The organism is Paenirhodobacter enshiensis (assembly GCF_000740785.1).
Lineage (GTDB): Bacteria > Pseudomonadota > Alphaproteobacteria > Rhodobacterales > Rhodobacteraceae > Rhodobacter > Rhodobacter enshiensis.
In genome coordinates this window covers 147,929-168,383 of the sequence record NZ_JFZB01000009.1, presented here as the reverse complement: position 1 = coordinate 168,383, position 20,455 = coordinate 147,929, and the positions used below count along the sequence as shown (strand labels likewise).

Sequence of the window (20,455 nt, the reverse complement as noted above, 5' to 3'; positions counted from 1 at the left end):
TGGAAAGATGAATGCAGGAAGGCGTCGCGCCTCGGTCCACCGGGAGCGCTCGTCCTGTCTTCGCGTCGCCCCAAATATCCCGGGGGTGAATTTGCATGAAATGCAAAGAGGGGGCAGAGCCCCCTCTCTTTCATCGTCGAACAGGCGGACGCCCGGTCTTATTCGCCGAACACCCGGCGGAAGATCGTGTCGACATGCTTGGTGTGGTAGCCTAGATCGAACTTCTCCTCGATCTCTTCCTTGCTCATCGCCTTCAGCACATCGGGATCGCTTTCCAGCTCGGTGCGGAAGTCGGCGCCGTGTTCCCAGACCTTCATCGCGTTGCGCTGCACCAGACGATAGGCATCCTCGCGCGACACGCCCTTCTGGGTCAGCGCCAGCAAAACCCGCTGCGACATCACCAGACCCTTGAACTTGTTGAGGTTCTTCAACATGTTCTCGGGGTAGATCACCAGCTTTTCCAGCAGCCCCGCCAGACGGTTCAGCGCGAAGTCGAGGTGCACCGTCGCATCCGGGCCGATGCCGCGCTCGACCGAGCTGTGCGAAATGTCGCGCTCGTGCCACAGCGCCACGTCCTCGAGCGCCGGCGTCACCGCCGAGCGGATCAGCCGCGCGAGGCCGCACAGGTTCTCGCTCAGCACCGGGTTGCGCTTGTGCGGCATCGCCGAGCTGCCCTTCTGCCCGGGCGAGAAGAATTCCTCGGCCTCGAGCACCTCGGTGCGCTGCATGTGACGGATCTCGGTCGCGATGTTCTCGATCGACGAGGCGATGACGCCGAGCGTGGCGAAGAACATCGCGTGGCGGTCGCGCGGGATCACCTGGGTCGAGATCGGCTCGGGCTTCAGGCCCATCATCTTGCACACATGCTCTTCGACATGCGGGTCGATGTTGGCGAAGGTGCCGACCGCGCCCGAGATCGCGCCGGTCGAGACCTCATCGCGCGCCGCGATCAGGCGGGTGCGGTTGCGGTCCATCTCGGCGTAGAAGCGCGCGAAGGTCAGGCCCATCGTGGTCGGCTCGGCGTGGATGCCGTGGCTGCGACCGATGCGGACGGTATACTTGTGTTCCATCGCGCGGGTCTTCAGCGCGGCGAGAACCCGGTCCATGTCCTTGAGCAAGATGTCCGAGGCGCGCGTCAGCTGCACGTTCAGCGTGGTGTCGAGAACGTCCGACGAAGTCATGCCCTGATGGACGAAACGCGCCTCTTCGGAGCCGATATGCTCGGCCAGATGGGTCAGGAAGGCGATCACGTCATGCTTGGTCACCGCTTCGATCTCGTCGATGCGGGCGACGTCGAAGGCGACGTCCTTGGCTTTCCAGACCGCTTCCGCGTTGGCCTTGGGGATCACGCCCAGTTCGGCCTGGGCATCGCAGGCATGGGCCTCGATCTCATACCAGATCTTGAACTTGGTGGCGGGTTCCCAGATGTCGACCATCTCTTTGCGGGCATAGCGCGGGATCATGGCGGGTCTCTCGGTTGTGAAGGATTTGCCGCGCTTCTAGACTGCATGGCACACGGGGGCAAGGAAAACGGGGGCGGAATGGAACCGCGGCTTTCGGATTTCATCGGAACATGGCAGCTGTCGCGCCGCATCGTCGAGGCGGACGGCCGTTGCGCCACCTTCACCGGCACGGCCTGCTTCACCCCCGACGCCGAGGGGCTGAGCTACCGCGAAGAAGGCCTTCTGTCCCTGCCCGGCAGCCCCGCCCCGATCCGGGCCGAGCGCAGCTATCTGTGGCGCGAGGACGGGGACGAGATCGTCGTGCTGTTCGGCGACGGCAGGCCGTTTCACCGCTTCGCCCCCGCCCGGCCCGAGGCCGCGCATTGGTGCGACCCGGACGATTACCGCGTGCATTACGACTTTTCCCGCTGGCCGGTCTGGCGCGCCGAATGGCGGGTGAAGGGGCCGCGCAAGGATTACCGCATGAGCGGGGAATATGGCCGAGCCCCGGGCGCGGCTCTTGCCAAGCCTGTCCTGCTTTGACATGCCTTTCGCCATGAAACGACCTGCCGAGCCCTGCCGGCTGTTGCACCGGCGCACTGATGCGCGACCATGTGGCAGTCGCACCTTGTCTGTCGGACGGAAAGCTGCAACCTCGCGGATCACGCGAATGAGAGCGGGGGAGAGCCGATGAGCGCGGGCGCGTGCCGGGATGCGGGACAGCGGGGCAAGGCGTGGCTGCGCCACCTCGGACCGGTGCTGCTGGGGCTCGGGCTGTTCGGTCTGGGCATCTGGGCGATGCATCGTCTGCTGCAACCGCTCCATGCCGGCGAGATCCTCGAGCAGATGCGCACCATGCCGCATTCGGTGCTGGCGATCGCGCTCGCGGCGACGGCCTGCGGCTATACCGCGCTGATCGGCTATGATTTCTGGGCGCTGAAATATCTGGAAAAAAAGCTGCCCCTGCGGGTGGTCGCGCTCGGCGGGTTCCTGGGCTACGCCTTCGGAAATACCATCGGCATCTCGGTGCTGTCGGGCGGCGCGGTGCGCTACCGGATCTATTCGGCCTTCGGGCTGAACGCTTTCGAGGTCGCAGCACTGGCGAGTTACATCGCGCTTGCCATGGGAACCGGGCTGACGCTGGTCGGCGTGTTCGCGCTGGCGCTGCATCCGGCGGCGCTGACCGGGCTGTTGCCGCTCTCCGAAGGCGCGGTGCGCACGTTGGCACTTCTGGGCGGCGGCGGCACAATCGCGCTGCTTTACGCGCTCGCCTTCTCCGGCAAGACGCTGCACATCCGCCGGTTCCAGCTCGCCATGCCGCGTCCGCGCATCCTGACCGGTCAGATGGTCGTCGCGCTGTTCGATTCCTCGATGGCCGCGCTGACGCTTTACGTGCTGCTGCCGCCCGGCGCGCCCGATTTCATCACCTTCATGGCGATCTACGCCACCGCGACGATGGTCGGCGTGCTCAGCCACGTGCCGGGCGGCGTCGGCGTGTTCGAAACCGTGGTGATGGCCGCGATGCCCGCGGGCGTGAACCATGGCGAGGTCGCCGCGGCGCTTCTGCTGTTTCGCATCATCTATTACCTGCTGCCCTTCGCCATCGCCTTCGTCATCGTCTCGCTGAACGAGGCGCGGCTGGCGGGCGGCATCGTCGCGCGGCTGTTCGGCGAGATATCCGAGCCGATGCGCCCCGCCTTCAACGCGCTCGGCGGCATCGTGCCGCTGCTTGCCGGCGCCTGGGTGTTCTGGCTCGGCGCCTATCTGCTCGCCGTATCGCTGATGCCCTCGGTGCGCGCGGCGGTGGTCGACGATGGCGATCTGGTCGGCGCGATCCTGCTCGAAGGGGGCACGCTGTTCTCGGCGCTCGCGGGGATCGCGCTGCTGATCCTGTCGGCCTCGCTGGTGCGCCGCGTTGCGGGGGCCTATTTCCTGACGCTGATCGCGATCGCGGGCGGCGTCGTCGCTGCGCTGCTGAACGATCTGGACCTCGGCAGCGCCGCCCTGCTGATCGCGGGCGGCGTGCTGCTTGTGCCGTTCGGGCGCGAGTTCTACCGTCAGGCGAAGATCACCGACGGGGTGTTCGGCCCGGCCTGGATCGGGCTCGTGGCGACGGTGGCACTGGCGGCAGGGGTGTTCTTCTTCTTCGTCCATCAGGCGACACCCTATCGCGCCGAGCTGTGGCTCGACTTCGCCCGCTCGGCGAACACGCCGCGCTCGCTCCGGGCGGGGCTTGCGGCCTCGGCGGTGCTGCTGGCCTACACGCTGTTCATCGCGCTGCAACCGGCGCGGCGGCGGCGCTTCGAATCGCAGGCCGAGGCCGTGGCCCGCGCCGCACGGGCAATCGAGGGACAGACCGATCCGCGGGCCTGTCTGGCGCTGTCGGGCGACAAGGAGCTGCGCTTTTCCGAAGACGGCCGCTCGTTCGTGATGTTCGCGCGCCGCCGCGCGGTCTGGGTCGCGCTCGGCGATCCGGTGGGGCCGGACGAGGAGGCGCGCAAACGCGCCGGCTGGGCCTTCGTCGATGCCGCGCGCGAGGCGAATTTCGGCCCGGTGTTCTACCAGATCTCGGACCGATCCTTGCCGCTGATGACCGAGGCGGGGCTGTCCGTCCATGCCGTGGGCGATGAGGCCATCGTGATGCTGCGCGAGTTCTCTCTCGCCGCGCCGGGGTTCGAGGCGATGCGCGCGCGCCAGACCGCGCGCCTCGCCGGCGGGCTGAGCCTGAGCGTGGTGCAACCGCCCCATGCGCCCGAACTGCTGTCCGAGCTGAGCGCGGTGTCCTCGGCCTGGCTTGCCGACCGCGCCGGGCGCGAGAAGGCGTTCAGCGTCGGCCCGTTCGATCCCGGCTATCTCGACCGCCTGCCCATCGCGCTGGTGCGCAAGGCGGGCAAGATCGTCGGCTTCGCCGATATCTTCGCGCCGCATTCGGGCGCCTGCATCGCCGTCGACATGATGCGCTACCTGCCCGAGGTGGCCGACGGCATGGTCGAGTTCATCTATCTGGCGCTGATCGAGCATTACGCGGCGGCGGGCGCGCGCGAGCTCAGCCTCGGCATCGCGCCGCTCGCCGATCTGACGGGGCGGCGCACGGAACTGCTGTGGCGCCGCTTCGGCAACGTGATGTTCCGCCATGGCGGGGCCTTCGCCACCTTCGCCGATCTGCGCGCCTTCCGCGAGCGGTTCCGTCCGGTGTGGCGCCGCCGCTACCTCGCCGTGCCGGTCGGCGTCTCGCCGATGAGCGCGCTTTCGGATGTCGCGGTGCTGATCGCGGGCGGGCCGAAGCGGCTGAAGCTGCGCAGGAAACCCGCGCCCGGAGACCCGAGATGACCGCTCTTCTCGTCAGCTGGCAATTCTGGGCGATCCTGTCTGCCGTCTTCGCCGCGATGACCGCGATTTTCGCCAAGATCGGCGTCAGCGGCATCGACAGCGATCTGGCGACCTGGCTGCGCACGCTCGCCATCGCGGCGATTCTGGGGGCGATGGTGTGGGCTGGCGGCAAGCTGCGCGGGATCACGGACATCTCGCCGCGCGCCGCGCTGTTCCTGCTGCTCTCGGCGCTCGCGACCGGGGCGTCGTGGCTGTGCTATTTCCGCGCGCTCTCGCTCGGCGATGCGGCGCGTGTCGCGCCGATCGACAAGCTTTCGGTGGTCATGGTGGCGATCTTCGCCGCGCTGTTTCTGGGCGAGCACCTTCCGCCGCTCGGCTGGGCGGGCGTCGGTCTGATCGCGGCGGGCGCGATTCTGGTCGCCGTCGCGCGCTGAGATCGGGCGCCGATCTCAGCCGCCGATCTCAGCCGTCGTAGCCAGCGCGCATCCGCATCCGCATCGCGCTCATGTCACCCGCGATCATCGCCGGGATCAAGAGCGCGTCGATCAGCCACCACAGCGCCACGACGCCGATCAGAACATATCCGACGCCGATGAAGGTCAGCGCCGAGCCGATGCCGAACAGCACCAGCATCAGCAGCCCCGACAGCCAGCGCCCCAAATAGAACCGGTGCACCCCGAAGAAGCCGAGGAAGAACCACAGCAGATAGGCCACGAGCGTCGATTTCCGCTCATTCGCGATGCGCTGCTCGATGTAAAGATCCCGGGTGTCGGACATTGTGCCTCCGCAAGATGACCGGCCGAGTTCAGGGCCGGTTCCGATGCGAGAATATGGGAAGGCCGCCGCCCGGTTGAAAGAGGCGACGGCCGAAAGGGCGCTCAGTGCGCGACGAGATCGGCGGTGGCGGCAAGAAGCGCCGCGCAATCGGCCTCGGTCCCGATGGAGATGCGCAGCCAGTCGCGGATCCGCTCGGCGCCGAAATGGCGCACCAGAATTCCGCGCTCGCGCAGCCCGGCCATCAGATCGGCACCGGCCACGTCCGGATGCCGGGCGAAGACGAAATTCGCCTGCGACGGCAGCACGGTGAAGCCCTGCGCCGAAAGCCCTTCGGTGACATGGGCGCGGCTTGCCATGACCTTCGCGCGGGTCTCGTCGAAATGCGCGCGGTCCTGCCAGGCGGCAAGTGCCCCCGCCAGCGCCGGACGGCCGAGCGGATAGGAGTTGAAGCTGTCCTTCACCCGCGTCAGCCCCTCGATCAGATCGGGGTGCCCGAGCGCGAAGCCGACCCGCAGCCCGGCGAGGCTGCGCGACTTCGAGAAAGTCTGAACGACCAGCAGGTTGTCGTATTCCGCGATCAGCGGCGCCGCGCTGTCGCCGCCGAAATCGACATAGGCCTCATCGACGATCACCACGACATCCGGGTTTCGGTCGAGCACGTCGCGGATCGCCGCAAGCCCCGGCGCGCGCCCGGTCGGCGCGTTCGGATTGGCGATGACGATGCCGCCGCAGGGGCCTTCGTAGGCCGCCGGATCGAGACGGAATTCGGCATCGAGCGGCAGCGTCCGATACTCCAGCCCATAGAGATTGCAGTAGGTCGGATAGAAACTGTAGGTCACATCGGCGAACAGCACCGGCCCCTTGTCGCGGAAGAAGGCGTTGAACGCATGGGCCAGCACCTCGTCCGAACCGTTGCCGGCGAAGACCTGCGCCATGCTCAACCCGTGTGTCGCCGCGATCGCCTGACGCAGATCGCCCGCCGTCGGATCGGGGTACAGCCGGAGGCTGTCGTCATTCGTTCCGGCGATGGCCGCAATGACCTTCGGCGAGGGGCCGTAGGGGTTTTCGTTGGTGTTCAGCTTGACGAAGCTGCGATGCTTGGGCTGCTCCCCCGGCGTATAGGGCACCAAATTCTGAACGAAGGGGCTCCAGAGCCTGCTCACGGTCTCTCTCCTTGCACGTGGGGCAACGGCGCGCACACTAGCGCCGGATGCGGGCGGGTTCAAATGCCGTCGAAGGGCATGAGAGCGGATGAGCTGTTCCCCCCGCAGCCGAATCCCGGGGGAGGATTTCGGTGAGGATTCGGCATCGGATTCGCCTGCCCTACCCCGCAAGCTGCCGCGATCCCCCACTTTTCCGGATACTGGCGATGCCGGAGACCCGCGCCGCAGCCTTGTCTGCAAGGCCCTTCCCGGCGAGCGGACGATGACCGAAAGAAAATCGCAACAAGGCTCTGGACAGCGCCGGAAACGTCCACTAATAACCCCCCACCAACGCCGGACAGACACTGTCGGCCCGGTGCCCAGATAGCTCAGTTGGTAGAGCAGCGGATTGAAAATCCGCGTGTCCCTGGTTCGATTCCGGGTCTGGGCACCACTTTTCAAAGTCAGGTGCATCATTCATTTTCCGTAAGCGGCGCACAACTTCCCTGTTCGCCGCTTCATAAGTCGTTGTTTCGGCTGGCCCGTCAATTTCGCCGTTGCTATAGATTTCGCAACAGACGAACGAACGGGGACAGACCGGCAATGACGGCGAAGCGGCCAGACGACACGAAGGTGCCGGGCGGGGCGGAGGTGCCGGGCGGGCACTGGCTCGTCGTCGACCTCGACGGAACGCTGATCCGCACCGACATGCTGTTCGAGACCTTCTGGTCGGCCACGTCGCGCAGCTGGACGGCGCCGGTCCGCGCGGGTCTGGCCCTGATGCGCGACGGCCGCGCCGGGATGAAACGCCGCCTGAGCGAGATAAGCGCCGTCGACCCCGCCACCCTGCCCTTCACCCCCGCCGTCCTCGCCATCATCGAGGCATGGCGCGCCGCGGGCGGACGCACCGCGCTCGTCACCGCAAGCGATGACGCGCTGGCGCAGCAGATCGCCGACCGGCTCGGGCTGTTCGACGAGGTGCATGGCTCTGACGGGCACAACAACCTGAAAGGGGCCGCCAAGGCGCGGTTTCTGTGCGCGCACTATGGCGAGCGGAATTTCGATTACATCGGCGACAGTGCGGCCGATGTCGCGGTCTGGACTCATGCACGGCGCGCGATCATGGTCGGCGCAACGGCCGCGCTGCGCCGCCGGGTCGCGGCGACGGGGGCCGGGATCGTCGATCTGCCGGCGCCGAAGGCCACGCTGCGTACGCGCCTGAAGCTGCTGCGCCCGCATCAGTGGCTGAAGAACCTGCTGGTCTTCGTGCCGGTTCTGGCCGCACACAAGACGGACCTGGCCAGCCTGGGCGCGGCGCTGATGGCATTTTGCGCCTTCAGTCTGGTCGCTTCGGCAGGCTATGTGCTCAACGACATGCTCGACATCGCATCGGACCGCGCGCATCCGCGAAAGCGCCGGCGTCCGCTTGCCTCGGGCGCGGTGACGCTGGCCGGGGCAAGTGCGCTCGCCCCCGCGCTGCTCGTCCTGGGGGCGGGGCTGGCGTCTGTTCTGGGGGGGCGGTTTCTGACCGTCGTCGCGCTGTATTTCATCGTGACACTCAGCTATTCGCTGGTGCTGAAACGCCAGCCGATCCTCGATATCTGCGTCCTCGCGGGGCTTTACACGCTGCGCATCGTGGCGGGCGGCATCGCCACGGCGACGGCGCTGTCGTTCTGGCTGGCGGCATTCTCGGGGGCGCTGTTCTTCTCGCTCGCCGCGATCAAGCGTCAGGCAGAGCTTGCCGATCTCGCCCGGCGCGGCATCGAGGCGGTGCGCGGGCGCGGATACCGCACCGCCGATCTGCCGCTGGTGATGGCGATGGCCATCGCCTCGGGCTACGTGGCGATCCTGATCCTCGCGCTTTACGTCACCTCGCCCGACGTGCGCCTGCTTTACGCGGCGCCTGACCGGCTGTGGGCGGGCTGCGTCGTGATGTTCTACTGGATCAGCAGGATGGTGCTGCTGACGCATCGCGGACAGATGAATGACGATCCGGTGGTCTTTGCCGCGACCGACCGGATCAGCCTGATCTGCCTCGGCCTGATGGCCGTCATCGGCGTGGGAGCGACGCTGTGAGCGCGCCGGCGACCCCGGTCGCGACGGCCGCGCGCTACATCGTCTTCGCGGCGGTGGCGACGGTGCTGAACCTCGGCGCGCAGCGGCTGGTGCTGGCGGGCTGGCCGGGGGCGCTGCTGGCCGCGATGATCGCGGGCACGGGCGTCGGCCTCATCGCGAAATACCTGCTCGACAAGCGCTTCATCTTCGACGACCGGCGCGAGGGGATCGCGGTGCACGGGCGGCTGTTCTTCCTGTATACCGCGATGGGCGGCATCACGACGCTGCTGTTCTGGGCCACGGAATACGGCTTCTGGCGCTTCGGTCAAAGCCAGAGCTGGCGCGAGGCTGGCGCGCTTCTGGGCCTCGGGCTCGGCTACGGGCTGAAATACCTGCTCGATCGCCGCTTCGTCTTTGCATCGCGCGAGGTGAGAGCATGATCCTGTCCGGCTGGGGGCGCTATCCGCGCCTCGATTGCGAGGCCCGCCTCGCGCGCGACGAAGACAGCCTGCGCCGCACGCTGGACAAGGCCGCAGACACCGGCCGGCCGCTGATCGCGCGCGGCAACGGGCGCTCCTATGGCGACAGCGCGCTGCAACCGCTCGGCACGGTCGGGATGCGCGGGATGAACCATATCCTCGGCTTCGATCCGGCAACCGGCATCGTCACCGCCGAGGCGGGCGTGCTGCTCGACGATCTGATCTCGGTGTTCCTGCCGCAGGGCTGGTTTCCCTGGGTCACACCCGGCACGCGCTTTGTGACGGTGGGCGGGATGATCGCCTCGGACGTGCATGGCAAGAACCATCACCGCGATGGCTCTTTCGGGAATTTCGTCGCCTGGATCGACGTCATGGGCCCCGATGGCGCGGTCCGGCGCTGTTCGCCCGATGCCGAAGCGGGGCTGTTCGCCGCCACCGTCGGCGGCATGGGGCTGAGTGGCGTCATTCTGCGCGCGGCATTCCGGCTGCGCCCGGTCGAGACCGGCTGGATCCGGCAGCGCACCATCCCGACGGCGAGCCTCGATGCCACAATCGCCGCCTTCGAGGCGAATGCCGATGCGACCTATTCCGTCGCCTGGATCGACTGCATGGCGACGGGGGCGGCGCTCGGTCGTTCGCTGCTGACGCTCGGCGAGCACGCCCGCATCGGCGAATTGCCCGAGGAAGCCCGCGCGCGCCCCCTGACCCTCGATCTCGCGCGCAAGCGCAAGGTGCCGCTCGACGCGCCGGGCTTCGCGCTGAACCGCTGGTCGGTCTCGGCGTTCAACGCGCTTTACTACCGGCGCGGCGCGGCGCAGGCCGGCAGCGCTCTGGTGCCCTGGGACAGCTATTTCTATCCGCTCGATGCGCTCCTCGAATGGAACCGGATCTATGGCCGGCGCGGATTCGCGCAATATCAATGCGTGCTGCCGCTCGATGCCTCGGCCGAAGGGCTGCGCGCGCTGCTGACCGAGATTTCGGCCTCGGGCCGGTCGTCCTTCCTGACGGTGCTGAAACGCATGGGGCCCGAGGGCCTCGGCCGGATCGGCTTCCCGATGGAGGGCTATACCCTCGCCCTCGACTTCCCGATGAGCGCGGGCACCCTTGGCCTGCTGCGCCGCCTCGACGAGATCGTTCTCGCCCATGGCGGGCGGTTCTATCTGGCCAAGGACAGCCGCATCGCCGCCGACACCCTGCGCCGTGCCGATCCGCGCGCCGCCGATTTCCGCTCTCTTCGCGAGGAGGCCGGCCTGAGCGGCCGGTTCGCCTCGGCGCAATCCGAAAGGCTGATCCTGTGAGCAAGACCCCCGTCCTGATCCTTGGCGCCCGGTCCGACATCGGGCTGGCCGTCGCGCGCCGCTTTGCCGCCGCGGGCCATCCGGTCCAGCTTGCCGCGCGCCGCTCGGAGCGGCTCGAAGGCGCGCGCACCGACATGGCGCTGCGTTATAATGTGACAGTGACGCTCCATGAACTCGACGTTCTCGACACCGCCGCGCACCGGCCGTTTCTCGACGCGCTGCTGCCGTTTCCGGGCGTGACGGTCTGCGCCGTCGGCCTGATGGGAGAGCAGCGGGCGAGCGAGCATGACGCGGATCAGGCCGCGCTGGTGATGCGCAGCAATTTCGAGGCGCCGGCGCTGATCCTGGGCGAAATCGCCAACCGCTACGAGGCCGCGGGCGCGGGCGTGATCGTCGGCATCGGCTCTGTCGCGGGCGAACGCGGACGGGCCACGAATTACGTCTACGGCGCCGCCAAGGCCGGTTTCGCGGCCTTCCTGTCGGGGCTGAGGAACCGTCTGGCGAAGAAGGGAGTGCAGGTGCTGACCGTTCTGCCCGGCTTCGTCGCGACCCGAATGACCGAGGGAATGGACCTGCCCGCCCGTCTGACCGCGCGCCCCGAGGAGCTGGGCGAGGCGATCTTCGCCGCCGTCGCAGCGCAGCGCGACATCATCCACGTGCGCCGGATCTGGGGGGTGATCATGACGGTGATCCGCGCGATCCCCGAGCGCATTTTCAAAAGGATGAGCCTGTGAGCGCACCCGCCGCCCCCCGTGCCCGCGCCCTGCTGACGAACCCGGTGCTGGTGTGGGCCATCGTGTTGCTGCTGCTCATTCCGGTCGCGATCCGGATGTTCCAGATTCTGGTTGTCGGAACCGATGTGCGCGTCGTCGACTTCGACGTGTTCTATATCGCGAGCCAGCTGATCGGCGAAGGTCAGGCCGTCCTCGCCTATGATCCGGGCGTCATGACCGCCCGGCAGTCCGCGATGGCAGGCGATCACATGTTCATGCCCTGGGCCTATCCGCCGCAGTTCGATCTGCTGATCGCGCCTCTCGCGCTCGTGTCGCGCGGGATCGGCTACGGGATCTTCAGCGTGCTCAGCCTGACCGCCTATATGGTGGTGCTTCGACGGCTGGCGGGGCCGTGGCTGCCGGGGGTGCTGCTGGCGATCTTTCCCTGCCTGCTCATCATCGCCCCCATCGGGCAAAGCAGTCTGATCGTCGCCGCGCTCATCGGAGTGGTCTGCGCGATGTGGACGGAGAACCGGGGACCGGCGGCCACGGGAATTCCGCTCGGACTGCTGGTCATCAAACCGCATCTGGCGATCGGCCTCGGTTTCGCGGTTCTGGCGGAGCGGAAATGGAAGGTCTTGTTGTGGGCGGGGGCAGTCGTCGCGCTGTCATCGGCGCTGGCAACGCTGGTCTTCGGAACCGGCATCTGGAGCGCCTTTCGCGAAAGCTCGGCCGCGGCGGCCGAACGCATGGCGCATGGGCAGTTCAAGCTTTATCGCATGACCTCGGTCTATGCCTCGCTGCTGAGCCTGAGGCTCGCGCCCTCCGTCGCGCTGGCGGGTCATGTCGCGGTGGCGCTGGCGGCGCTGACGGCCGTCGGTATCGCCGTGCGGCGGGGCTGGCCGGTGCGGCGCGTTCTGGGGATTTCGGTGATCGCCACGCTGACGATCAGCCCATACAGTTACGATTACGACATGCCCATCCTCGGGGTGGCGCTGGCGCTTCTGGCGCGCGATCTGGTCGAGCTATCGCGACCGGCAGAGCGGATCGTGCTGCTCGCCGCGCTGTGGTTCTGGGCGGGCGGAGCAAGCTTCATCGCGGTTATCCTGAACCACGGACGGGAAGAAGATCAGTACAGCTGGCTGGCCGCGGGATCGCTTGGCCTGCTGCTCTCGGCCGGGCTGATCGGACGCATCCTCAGGCGCTGTCCGGCCCGGCCGGGCCCCGCTACCCTCCCCTCACCCAGGCCCTGACCGCCAATCCTTTGACCAGTTTACGTTTTTTCATTGCAGGCTGAACTCCCGTGTCCGATCTCCCATCCCGTATCCGTGCGTTGCTGCGCGATCCCGTCATGAGCTGGGCGCTTCTGATCGCGCTGGCGGTCCTGATCGCGGATGTCGCGGTCAGGATCCCCTATCCCGGCGCGAACGGCGCCGTCATCGACTTCGATGCCTTCTATCTGGTCAGTCAGATGATCCGCGAGGGCATCCTGCCCTATGCCTACGATACCGCCGTCATGATCGACCGCGAAAGTGTCGTGGCCGGCAGCCCGACATTCATGCCCTGGTCCTACCCGCCACAGTTCGACCTGCTGATCGCGCCATTGTCTTTCGTGCCGCGCTGGCTGAGCTATGTGCTGTTCACCGGCCTGACCCTGACGGCCTATGTTGCGGTGCTGCGCCGGCTGGCGGGGCCATGGCTGCCGGGCGTTCTGATCGCGATCTTTCCGGCGCTGATTCTGGTCACGCGCCTGGGACAGAGCAGCCTGCTGATCGCCGCGCTGATCGGGCTGAGCTGCCTGATCTGGCTGCGCGGGAACGACGGGCGGGGGGCGGCCGGCCTGCCGCTCGGACTGCTGATAATGAAGCCACATCTGGGGCTCGGGATCGGGGCTGCGGCAGTGCTGGAGCGTCGCGGGCGAATTCTCGTTCTGGCGGCGACGACAGTCGCGATCACGTCGGCTCTGGCGACACTGGCCTTCGGCCCCGAAATCTGGGCCGCATTTCTGGCCGGATCGGAAGCTGCGCAAGCCAATATGGCAAAGGGACTCTATCCTCTGTTTCGCATGACCTCGGTCTATGCGCTGCTATACAGCCTCGGACTGCCGGCGCGGATCGCCCTGGCAGCCCAGATCGCTGTGGCGGTCGCCGCACTGGCCTCGATCCATCTGGCGCAGCGCCGCCGCTGGCCGGTTCGGCGCGTGCTCGGTGTGGCAACGCTCGCGACGGTCGCGATCAGCCCCTACACCTACGATTACGACATGCCCATCCTCGGGGTGGCGCTGGCGCTTCTGATGCAGGATCTGATGGATTTCGGCCACCGGGCCGAGCGCGTAGCCCTGTTCGCCGCGCTGTGGCTGTGCACCGGCGGCGGCTTTTTCATCGGCAATGCGCTGTTCAGCGGCCTTGTCTACGACGCCCACAGCTGGGTCGCGTTCGGCGGGATCGGTTTTCTGATCTCGGCCGGTCTGATCGGGCGCATCCTGTGGCGCTGTCCGGCCGGAGGCCGGCCGACCTCCGCCCGCTGAGCCCGGTCTCGTTCACAAAAGGTCGATGCGGCGTGGAAATCTCTGGGCTTTGGTGCGGAGCGTGGCTATTTCGGGGCCCGACCTGCGCAAGGGCGCCCGATCGCAGGCAGACCATGAGGATTTCGAAAATGAAGATCGCACTCCCGCTTTTCGCGATGACCCTTGCCCTGGTGGCCGGCGGCTGCTCGGACAACAGCACGGCCAACATGTCGCCCGCCGAGGCGCAGATGCAGAAAGCCTGCAACGGCGGCAATCTGAATGCCTGCTCGGCCCTGATGCAGAACGACCGCGCCAAGGACGAGACCCGGGCCAAGATGGCGACCTCTGGCAACGGTGCGCATCCGGCCGCCACCGGCAATTTCTGATCCTGCGCGGAAGACCCCGCCGAAAAGCCTGAGGGTGAGGGGCCGGAGACGCCCCCGCCCATCCATCACGCTGCGATCTCAGATCCGGGGGACGCGCCCCGGATCTGACACAGGCATCCCGCGCCGAACCGATGGCTCTTGCGCTCAGATCAGCCCGCGCAGCCTGAGAAACAGCGCAAGCCCTCCCAAAACCAGCACCGCCAATACCAGCCGGGCCAGCAGATTGCGCGCGAAATCGCCCCAGCGAACGCCGCGCCCGGCCCGGCGCAGATAGCGCAGGCAAATGTCCTGCGCCTGACGCGCCTCGGCCAGATCCACCTGCCGGGCGAGCCGCGGCGAAGCCAGACGCCCCTCGATCCCGACGAGAACCGCAGCCGCCTCGCGCACCCGCGCAGGCAGCACCCTTGCGCGGCTCTCGACCCGTTCGGCCAGCGTTGCCCCCCGGGCGCCGAGACGCTGCCCCATCAGCCCCGACACCCGGTCGATCATCTGCCGCGCTGCCTGAGCCGGATCCATCGCACGTCTCCCCCTTGTCTGGGCCTCGTCTGGCGGCGCACCATAACGCGGACGACGCGGATCGCAACGCCCGCTCTGGACCCGGGCGCGACCGGGCGCTAGTGTCGCGCCATGCTGCATACTATCGTCCACGGTTCCGAAACCGACCTGCCGCCCCTTGTCATCGTTCCCGGCCTGTTCGGCTCGGCACGGAACTGGGGGGCGATTGCCCGCCATCTGTCCGCGCACCGGCGGGTGATCGCCGTCGACCAGCGCAACCACGGCGACAGTTTTCATGCCCCGGTGCACGATTATCCGGCGATGGCCGACGACATCGCCACCGTCATCGCGGCCGAGGGCCGGGCCTGCGACCTGCTTGGCCATTCGATGGGCGGCAAGGCGGCCATGACGCTCGCGCTGACACGTCCAGAACTGGTGCACCGTCTCGTCGTCGCCGATGTCGCCCCGGTTCCCTACGGACACGCCGGCTATCACCGGGGCCTGATCGCCGCGATGAAGGCGATGCGGATCGACGATCTCACCCTGCGCTCCGAGGCGGACCGGCGCCTTGCCGAACGCATCGACGATCCGGCGACCCGCGCTTTCCTGCTGCAATCGCTGGAATTGCGCGACGGGCCGGTGCACTGGAAATTCGACCTCGACGCACTCGATGCCAACATGGACACGATCATCGGCTGGCCCGATCCGCTGCCCGGGGCCCGGCCGTTCGGCCATCCCGCGTTGTTTCTGAACGGCGGCGCCTCGCGTTACGTCACGCCTGCCATGCACCCGGCGATTCTTGCGCTGTTTCCGAAAGCGCAGTTCCAGACCATCGCAGGCGTCGGCCACTGGCTTCATGCCGAAAAGCCCCGCGAGGTCGAATCCGCCATCGAAGCCTTTCTCCTCGTCTGAACCTGCGCGCCCCCTCACCGCGGTCTTCTTACCCGTCCATCTTCGCCCGCCCGCTCCCTCGCGGCTACGACGGGAACGTGCAGTTCAGCCGGAACCTGGCCTCTCCGGTGTCGCCGACTAGACTGGGTGAGCGGCCCCACCCCCTCAGCGGTTCGACCACGCGACAGGCGGTCGCGGCCTCCGCCGCCAGAATCATCCGCGCCGGCACCCCGTCGCGATCGGCACGCGACAACCACCCGAGGCGGATCACCTCGGCCGCCTCGCCTTTCTGGATCACCGAGAAACGGTAGCCATCGACCTCGACCGCGCGGCGCACACCGTCGTCGAAGCCGGGTGCCGCAGCACATCCCGACAGTCCCACCGCAAACAACCCGGCCATGCCATTCATCCAGCGTCGTCTCATATCCCCTCCTGCACAGCAGACTGTCTCGCCCTTCCTAAAAAACCGTTAAGGCCCCCCGTTCTCCCCTTCGCTTCGCTCCGGACAGTCCCGGAGAGATGCGGCCATGCCGTCGCCGATATCACCGCGAGGTGAATTGAATTGACACTCCCGGCCAATTCTGAACTGATTGGTTCAGTTTTGGCCACCTCCCCCGGCCGTGTCACCCGGAATCGCTCATGTTCAAACGTCTCCTCATCGCCATCGTCGCCCTTGCCGTTCTCGGGGGCGGAATCGTCGGATTCAACCTGTTCCGAGCCCGGATGATCGCGCAATATTTCGCCACGATGAAGCCGGCCCCGTTGCCGGTCACGGTGGCCGCAGTCGCCCCGGCCCCCTGGACGCCGGGCATCGACACCATCGGCACGGCCAACGCGATCCGGGGCGCGGATCTGTCGACCGAGGCCTCGGGTGTGGTGCGCGAAATCCGCTTCAACGCCAATGACAGCGTGACCGAAGGCCAGCTTCTGGTGCAGATCGACGACCGGCAGGAGCGCGCCGATCTCGACTCGGCCAAGGCCTCGCTCAACCTTGCCCAGATCACACTTGCCCGGGCGCAGTCGCTGCAGCAGCGCGGCGTGTCCTCGGTCAGCAATCTCGACAGCGCCCAGGCGGAAGAAATCTCGGCCGAGGCCGCGGTTGCCAAGCTCGAGGCCGTGCTGCAGACCAAGCAGCTTCTGGCGCCCTTCAATGGCACCGTCGGCATCCCGCGCGTCGAGGTCGGCGAATACGTCAGCCCCGGCACCGTCTACGCCACCTTGCAGGACCGCAGCCGGATGCGCGCCGATTTCACCCTGACCGAGCAGCAGGCGGCCGAGGTCTCGCTCGGCTCGCCGCTCACCGCCACGGCCGAGGATGGCAGCGCCCCGATTTCCGGCACCGTTACCGGCATCGACCCGAAGATCGACCCGAATTCGCGGCTGGTGACGCTGCGCGCGACGCTCGACACCGACGGCGGCACGCTGACGCCCGGCCAGTTCCTGCGCCTGCGCATCGCGCTGCCGACCGAACAGGGGGTGATCGCGCTGCCGCAGACCGTCATCGCCTCCTCGCTTTACGGCGATACGGTCTATGTGCTGCGCGAGGAAACCCCGCAGGGCGCCAGCGCGCCCGAGACCGTGGTGCGACAGGTCTTCGTCACGCTCGGCCGGCGCTTCGGCGACAAGGTCGAGATCCGCGACGGCCTGAAGGCCGGCGACCGGGTGGTGACGGCGGGGCTGAACAAGCTCTCGCCCGGCGCGGCGGTGACCGTCGTCGACGATCCGGCGAAGACCGGCACCGCCCCGGCGGCGAACTGAGGACCGGACGATGCATTTCACCGAAATCTTCATCCGCCGCCCCGTGCTGTCGCTGGTGGTGGGCGCGTTCATGCTGCTTCTGGGCACGGCGGGCTATTTCAACCTCGCGGTGCGCCAGTATCCCAAGGTCGACGAGACCGTGGTCACCGTCACCACCACCTATCCCGGTGCCGCGCCTGAACTGATCCAGGGCTTCATCACCGCCCCGATCGAAGAAGCCGTCGCCACCACCGAGAACATCGACTACGTGACCTCGACCTCGGCACCGTCGAGTTCGGTGGTTTCGGTGCACATGAAGCTCGGCTCGAACCCCGACACCGCGCTGACCGAGGTCCTCGCCAAGGTGCAGCAGGTGCGCTCGCAGCTGCCGACCGAGGCGGAGGATCCGGTGATCGTCAAGGGCACCGGGCAGACTTTCGCGCTGCTTTACATCGCTGCGATCAACCCGCGCATGACCAAGGAGCAGCTGACCGAATATATCGAGCGGGTGATCCGTCCGCGCATGTCGACGATCCCGGGCGTCGCGCAGATCGAGGTGATCGGCGCCTCGAAATACGCGATGCGGCTGTGGATCGACCCTGACAAGCTGGCCGCGCGCCATGTCACCGCGGCCGAGGTGCTGGCGGCGGTCAATGCGTCGAACTACCTCGCGGCGGCGGGCAAGACCAAGAACGAATATGTCGCCCATGCGATCACGCTGAAGACCACGCTGCAGACGCCCGAGGCCTTCGGTGCACTGCCGATCCGGGCCGAGGGCGATGCGGTGGTGCGGCTGCGCGACGTGGCGCGGATCGAGCTCGCCTCGGACGAGTCGGGCGAGATCGTGAACTTCCGCGGCAAGCCCGGCACCTTCATCGGCGTCTATCCGACGCCTGCGGCGAACCCGCTCGACACCGCTGCCGCGGTGGTGACGGAGCTGCCGAAGATCAACGCGGGGCTCCCCGAGGGGATGCGCCTCGAGATGGTCTACGATTCCACCGACACGATTTCCGCCTCGATCCACGAAGTGTTCAAGACCATCGCCGAGGCGGTCGCCATCGTGATCGTGGTGATCTTGCTGTTCCTCGGCTCGGTGCGTTCGGTGGTGATGCCGGTGGTGACGATCCCGCTGTCGCTGGTGGGCGTGCTCGCGGTGCTGGCGGCGCTCGGCTATTCGATCAACCTGCTGACGCTCCTGGCGATGGTGCTGGCGATCGGGCTGGTGGTCGACGATGCCATCGTCGTCGTCGAGAACATCCACCGTCATATCGAGGAGGGGATGAAACCGATCCCCGCCGCCGTCGCCGGCATGAAGGAGATCACCGGCCCGGTGATCGCGATGACGATCACGCTGGCCGCGGTGCTGGCGCCTCTGGGCTTCACCGGCGGGCTGACCGGCGCATTGTTTCGCGAATTCGCCTTCACGCTCGCGGGATCGGTGATCCTGTCAGGCATCATCGCGCTGACCATCACGCCGATGATGTCGTCGCGGATCCTGCGCGCGGACGGTGCCTCGGGCTTTCAGGCGCGCGTCGACCGCGTGTTCGAGCGGCTGGCGCAGTGGTATCAGGCGCGCGTCGACGGATCGCTCGATTACCGGCCGGTGACGCTGACGATCGTCGCGGTGCTGATCGGGCTGATGGGCTTCATGTTCGTCCATACCTCGAGCGAGCTCGCCCCCGACGAGGACGAGGGCGCGATCATCGCCATCGCCAACGGGCCGCGCTACGCCACCGATACCTATACCGCGAAATACATCGCCCAGATCAGCAAGGCCACGGCCGGCATCCCCGAGGTGAAGACCGACTTCTCCGTCGCGGGCTTCGGCGGCGACGACAGTCATGGCTTCCTGATCTGGGCGCTGAAGGACTGGTCCGAGCGCGACCGCTCGCAAAAGGCGATCCAGACCGACATTCAGGCGAAGCTCGACCTGAACCCCGGGCTGAAGGGCTTCGCCTTCGCGCCGCCCACCCTGCCCGGCACCGGCGGCGGGCTGCCGATCTCGATCATCGTGCAGTCGATCCATTCGGCCGCTCAGGTCGCCGAGGTCGCCGAGGAAATCCGTCGCCGCGCGCAGGCCTCGGGCAAGTTCATCGTGGTGCAGAACTCGCTCAACTTCGACGCTCCGGAGGCGCGGGTGACCATCGACCGCGAGCGGGCCGCGACGCTCGGGGTTTCGGCCTCGGATGTGGGGGCGACGCTGGGTCTCTTGGTCGGCGGCTACAAGGTGGCGCAGTTCGACCGCGACTCGAACAGCTATGACATCATCCCGCAGGTGCCGCAGAGCTTCCGCGAGAACCCCGCGCTGCTGGGCAGTTACTTCGTGCGCTCGGCCTCGGGCGCGATGGTGCCGCTCAGCTCGGTGGTGACAATCTCGACCGACGCGATGCCGGCCTCGATCGAGCAGTTCAACCAGCTGAATTCCGCGACGATCACCGCGCTGCCGATGATCGGGCTGTCGACGGTGACCGGGGTGAACGAGATCGTCTCGATCGCGCGCGACGTCATGCCCGAGGGCTTCTTCCTCGACTATTCCGGCCAGTCGCGGCTGGAACAGACCCAGGGCAACACCATCGCCATCGCCTTCGCGGCGGCGGTTCTGGTGATCTATCTCGTGCTCGCCGCGCAATTCGAGAGCTTCCGCGACCCGTTCATCATCATGATGGCGGTGCCGCTGACGATCTTCGGCGCGGTGCTGCCGCTGAACATGGGGCTCGGGACGCTGAACATCTACAGTCAGGTCGGGCTGATCACGCTGGTCGGGCTGATCACCAAGCACGGTATCCTGATCGTCGAATTCGCCAACCAGCAGCGCGCCGAGCATGGCCGCGGCCGGCGCGAGGCCATCGTTATCGCCGCGCGCACCCGGTTGCGGCCGATCCTGATGACCACGGCGGCGATGGCGCTGGCGGTGGTGCCGCTGGTCTTTGCGCAAGGTGCCGGTGCGGCCGCGCGCAACGCGATGGGGATCGTGATGTTCTCGGGGCTGCTGATCGGGACGATGTTCACGCTCTTCGTGGTGCCGATGTTCTACAGCTTCATCGCGCCCTCCGACCGCGCCCTGCGCGAGGCCGAGGAACGCCGCGTCGCCGCTGGCTGAGCGCATCCGGCACGGAAACGCTTCGACGGGCGCGGCAGACGATGCCGCGCCCGTCGTCGTTTCCGCCATACGGCTTGCATCCCGCGCCGTGCTGCGGGATGGAT

The 20,455-nt window shown here is 67.3% G+C and carries 18 protein-coding genes and 1 tRNA gene; 14 read left to right on the top strand and 5 right to left on the bottom strand.

Going from position 1 to position 20,455, the window contains the following annotated elements:
• Positions 1-158: 158 nt before the first annotated feature.
• On the bottom strand, positions 159-1,463 hold the full coding sequence (purB, locus tag CG50_RS07470) for an adenylosuccinate lyase (protein WP_036636603.1): 1,305 nt from the start codon (positions 1,461-1,463) through the stop codon (positions 159-161).
• Between the two features lie 78 nt (positions 1,464-1,541).
• Between purB and CG50_RS07465 the strand changes: the two genes are divergently transcribed.
• From CG50_RS07465 to CG50_RS07455, 3 genes are all read left to right on the top strand, one after another.
• A complete protein-coding gene (locus tag CG50_RS07465) occupies positions 1,542-1,985 on the top strand; it encodes a DUF6314 family protein (RefSeq protein WP_051909688.1) in 444 nt (147 codons plus the stop codon).
• 147 nt (positions 1,986-2,132) lie between these two features.
• Positions 2,133-4,772, top strand: coding sequence for a bifunctional lysylphosphatidylglycerol flippase/synthetase MprF (mprF, locus tag CG50_RS07460; RefSeq protein ID WP_036636601.1), 2,640 nt, complete (start codon positions 2,133-2,135; stop codon positions 4,770-4,772).
• On the top strand, positions 4,769-5,206 hold the full coding sequence (locus tag CG50_RS07455) for an EamA family transporter (protein WP_036636599.1): 438 nt from the start codon (positions 4,769-4,771) through the stop codon (positions 5,204-5,206). The genes mprF and CG50_RS07455 overlap by 4 nt, the downstream gene beginning before the upstream one ends.
• Positions 5,207-5,234: 28 nt before the next feature.
• On the opposite strand, the gene CG50_RS07450 is transcribed toward CG50_RS07455, so the two are convergent.
• Together CG50_RS07450 and hisC are read right to left on the bottom strand one after the other, a co-directional pair.
• Entirely contained in the window at positions 5,235-5,549 is a 315-nt protein-coding gene (locus CG50_RS07450) for a TM2 domain-containing protein (protein ID WP_036636598.1), read from the bottom strand.
• 101 nt (positions 5,550-5,650) lie between these two features.
• Positions 5,651-6,712: a histidinol-phosphate transaminase gene (gene hisC / locus CG50_RS07445; RefSeq protein ID WP_161785391.1), complete on the bottom strand. Its 1,062-nt coding sequence runs from the start codon at positions 6,710-6,712 to the stop codon at positions 5,651-5,653.
• A 357-nt stretch (positions 6,713-7,069) separates the two neighbouring features.
• On the opposite strand from hisC, the gene CG50_RS07440 reads away from it, so the two are divergent.
• From CG50_RS07440 to CG50_RS07405, 8 genes are all read left to right on the top strand, one after another.
• Positions 7,070-7,145: transfer RNA gene (locus tag CG50_RS07440), tRNA-Phe, on the top strand.
• Between the two features lie 149 nt (positions 7,146-7,294).
• The gene (locus CG50_RS07435; RefSeq protein ID WP_081880330.1) at positions 7,295-8,767 is read left to right on the top strand and encodes a UbiA family prenyltransferase; all 1,473 of its coding nucleotides are present in this window, start codon (positions 7,295-7,297) and stop codon (positions 8,765-8,767) included.
• Positions 8,764-9,186 carry a GtrA family protein gene (locus CG50_RS07430; protein WP_051909686.1) on the top strand — a complete coding sequence of 141 codons (423 nt, stop codon included), beginning with the start codon at positions 8,764-8,766 and terminating at the stop codon, positions 9,184-9,186. Before CG50_RS07435 ends, CG50_RS07430 begins: the two co-directional genes overlap by 4 nt.
• Entirely contained in the window at positions 9,183-10,523 is a 1,341-nt protein-coding gene (locus CG50_RS07425; protein ID WP_036636597.1) for an FAD-binding oxidoreductase, read from the top strand. The genes CG50_RS07430 and CG50_RS07425 overlap by 4 nt, the downstream gene beginning before the upstream one ends.
• A complete protein-coding gene (locus CG50_RS07420) occupies positions 10,520-11,257 on the top strand; it encodes an SDR family oxidoreductase (protein ID WP_036636595.1) in 738 nt (245 codons plus the stop codon). Before CG50_RS07425 ends, CG50_RS07420 begins: the two co-directional genes overlap by 4 nt.
• A complete protein-coding gene (locus tag CG50_RS07415; RefSeq protein ID WP_051909684.1) occupies positions 11,254-12,489 on the top strand; it encodes a glycosyltransferase family 87 protein in 1,236 nt (411 codons plus the stop codon). The genes CG50_RS07420 and CG50_RS07415 overlap by 4 nt, the downstream gene beginning before the upstream one ends.
• Before the next feature lie 98 nt (positions 12,490-12,587).
• Positions 12,588-13,763: a glycosyltransferase family 87 protein gene (locus CG50_RS07410; RefSeq protein ID WP_051909683.1), complete on the top strand. Its 1,176-nt coding sequence runs from the start codon at positions 12,588-12,590 to the stop codon at positions 13,761-13,763.
• A 128-nt stretch (positions 13,764-13,891) separates the two neighbouring features.
• A complete protein-coding gene (locus CG50_RS07405) occupies positions 13,892-14,128 on the top strand; it encodes a hypothetical protein (protein ID WP_036636592.1) in 237 nt (78 codons plus the stop codon).
• 144 nt (positions 14,129-14,272) lie between these two features.
• Here CG50_RS07405 and CG50_RS07400 read toward each other — a convergent pair whose 3' ends face one another.
• On the bottom strand, positions 14,273-14,644 hold the full coding sequence (locus CG50_RS07400; RefSeq protein ID WP_036636591.1) for a hypothetical protein: 372 nt from the start codon (positions 14,642-14,644) through the stop codon (positions 14,273-14,275).
• A gap of 111 nt (positions 14,645-14,755) precedes the next feature.
• On the opposite strand from CG50_RS07400, the gene CG50_RS07395 reads away from it, so the two are divergent.
• Positions 14,756-15,535, top strand: coding sequence for an alpha/beta fold hydrolase (locus tag CG50_RS07395; RefSeq protein ID WP_036636590.1), 780 nt, complete (start codon positions 14,756-14,758; stop codon positions 15,533-15,535).
• A 64-nt stretch (positions 15,536-15,599) separates the two neighbouring features.
• On the opposite strand, the gene CG50_RS07390 is transcribed toward CG50_RS07395, so the two are convergent.
• On the bottom strand, positions 15,600-15,938 hold the full coding sequence (locus CG50_RS07390; RefSeq protein ID WP_245615634.1) for a hypothetical protein: 339 nt from the start codon (positions 15,936-15,938) through the stop codon (positions 15,600-15,602).
• A gap of 215 nt (positions 15,939-16,153) precedes the next feature.
• On the opposite strand from CG50_RS07390, the gene CG50_RS07385 reads away from it, so the two are divergent.
• Together CG50_RS07385 and CG50_RS07380 are read left to right on the top strand one after the other, a co-directional pair.
• Complete coding sequence (locus CG50_RS07385; protein ID WP_036636587.1) at positions 16,154-17,272, top strand: efflux RND transporter periplasmic adaptor subunit; 1,119 nt, start codon at positions 16,154-16,156, stop codon at positions 17,270-17,272.
• A 10-nt stretch (positions 17,273-17,282) separates the two neighbouring features.
• Positions 17,283-20,351 carry an efflux RND transporter permease subunit gene (locus CG50_RS07380; protein ID WP_036636585.1) on the top strand — a complete coding sequence of 1,023 codons (3,069 nt, stop codon included), beginning with the start codon at positions 17,283-17,285 and terminating at the stop codon, positions 20,349-20,351.
• Positions 20,352-20,455: the final 104 nt, after the last annotated feature.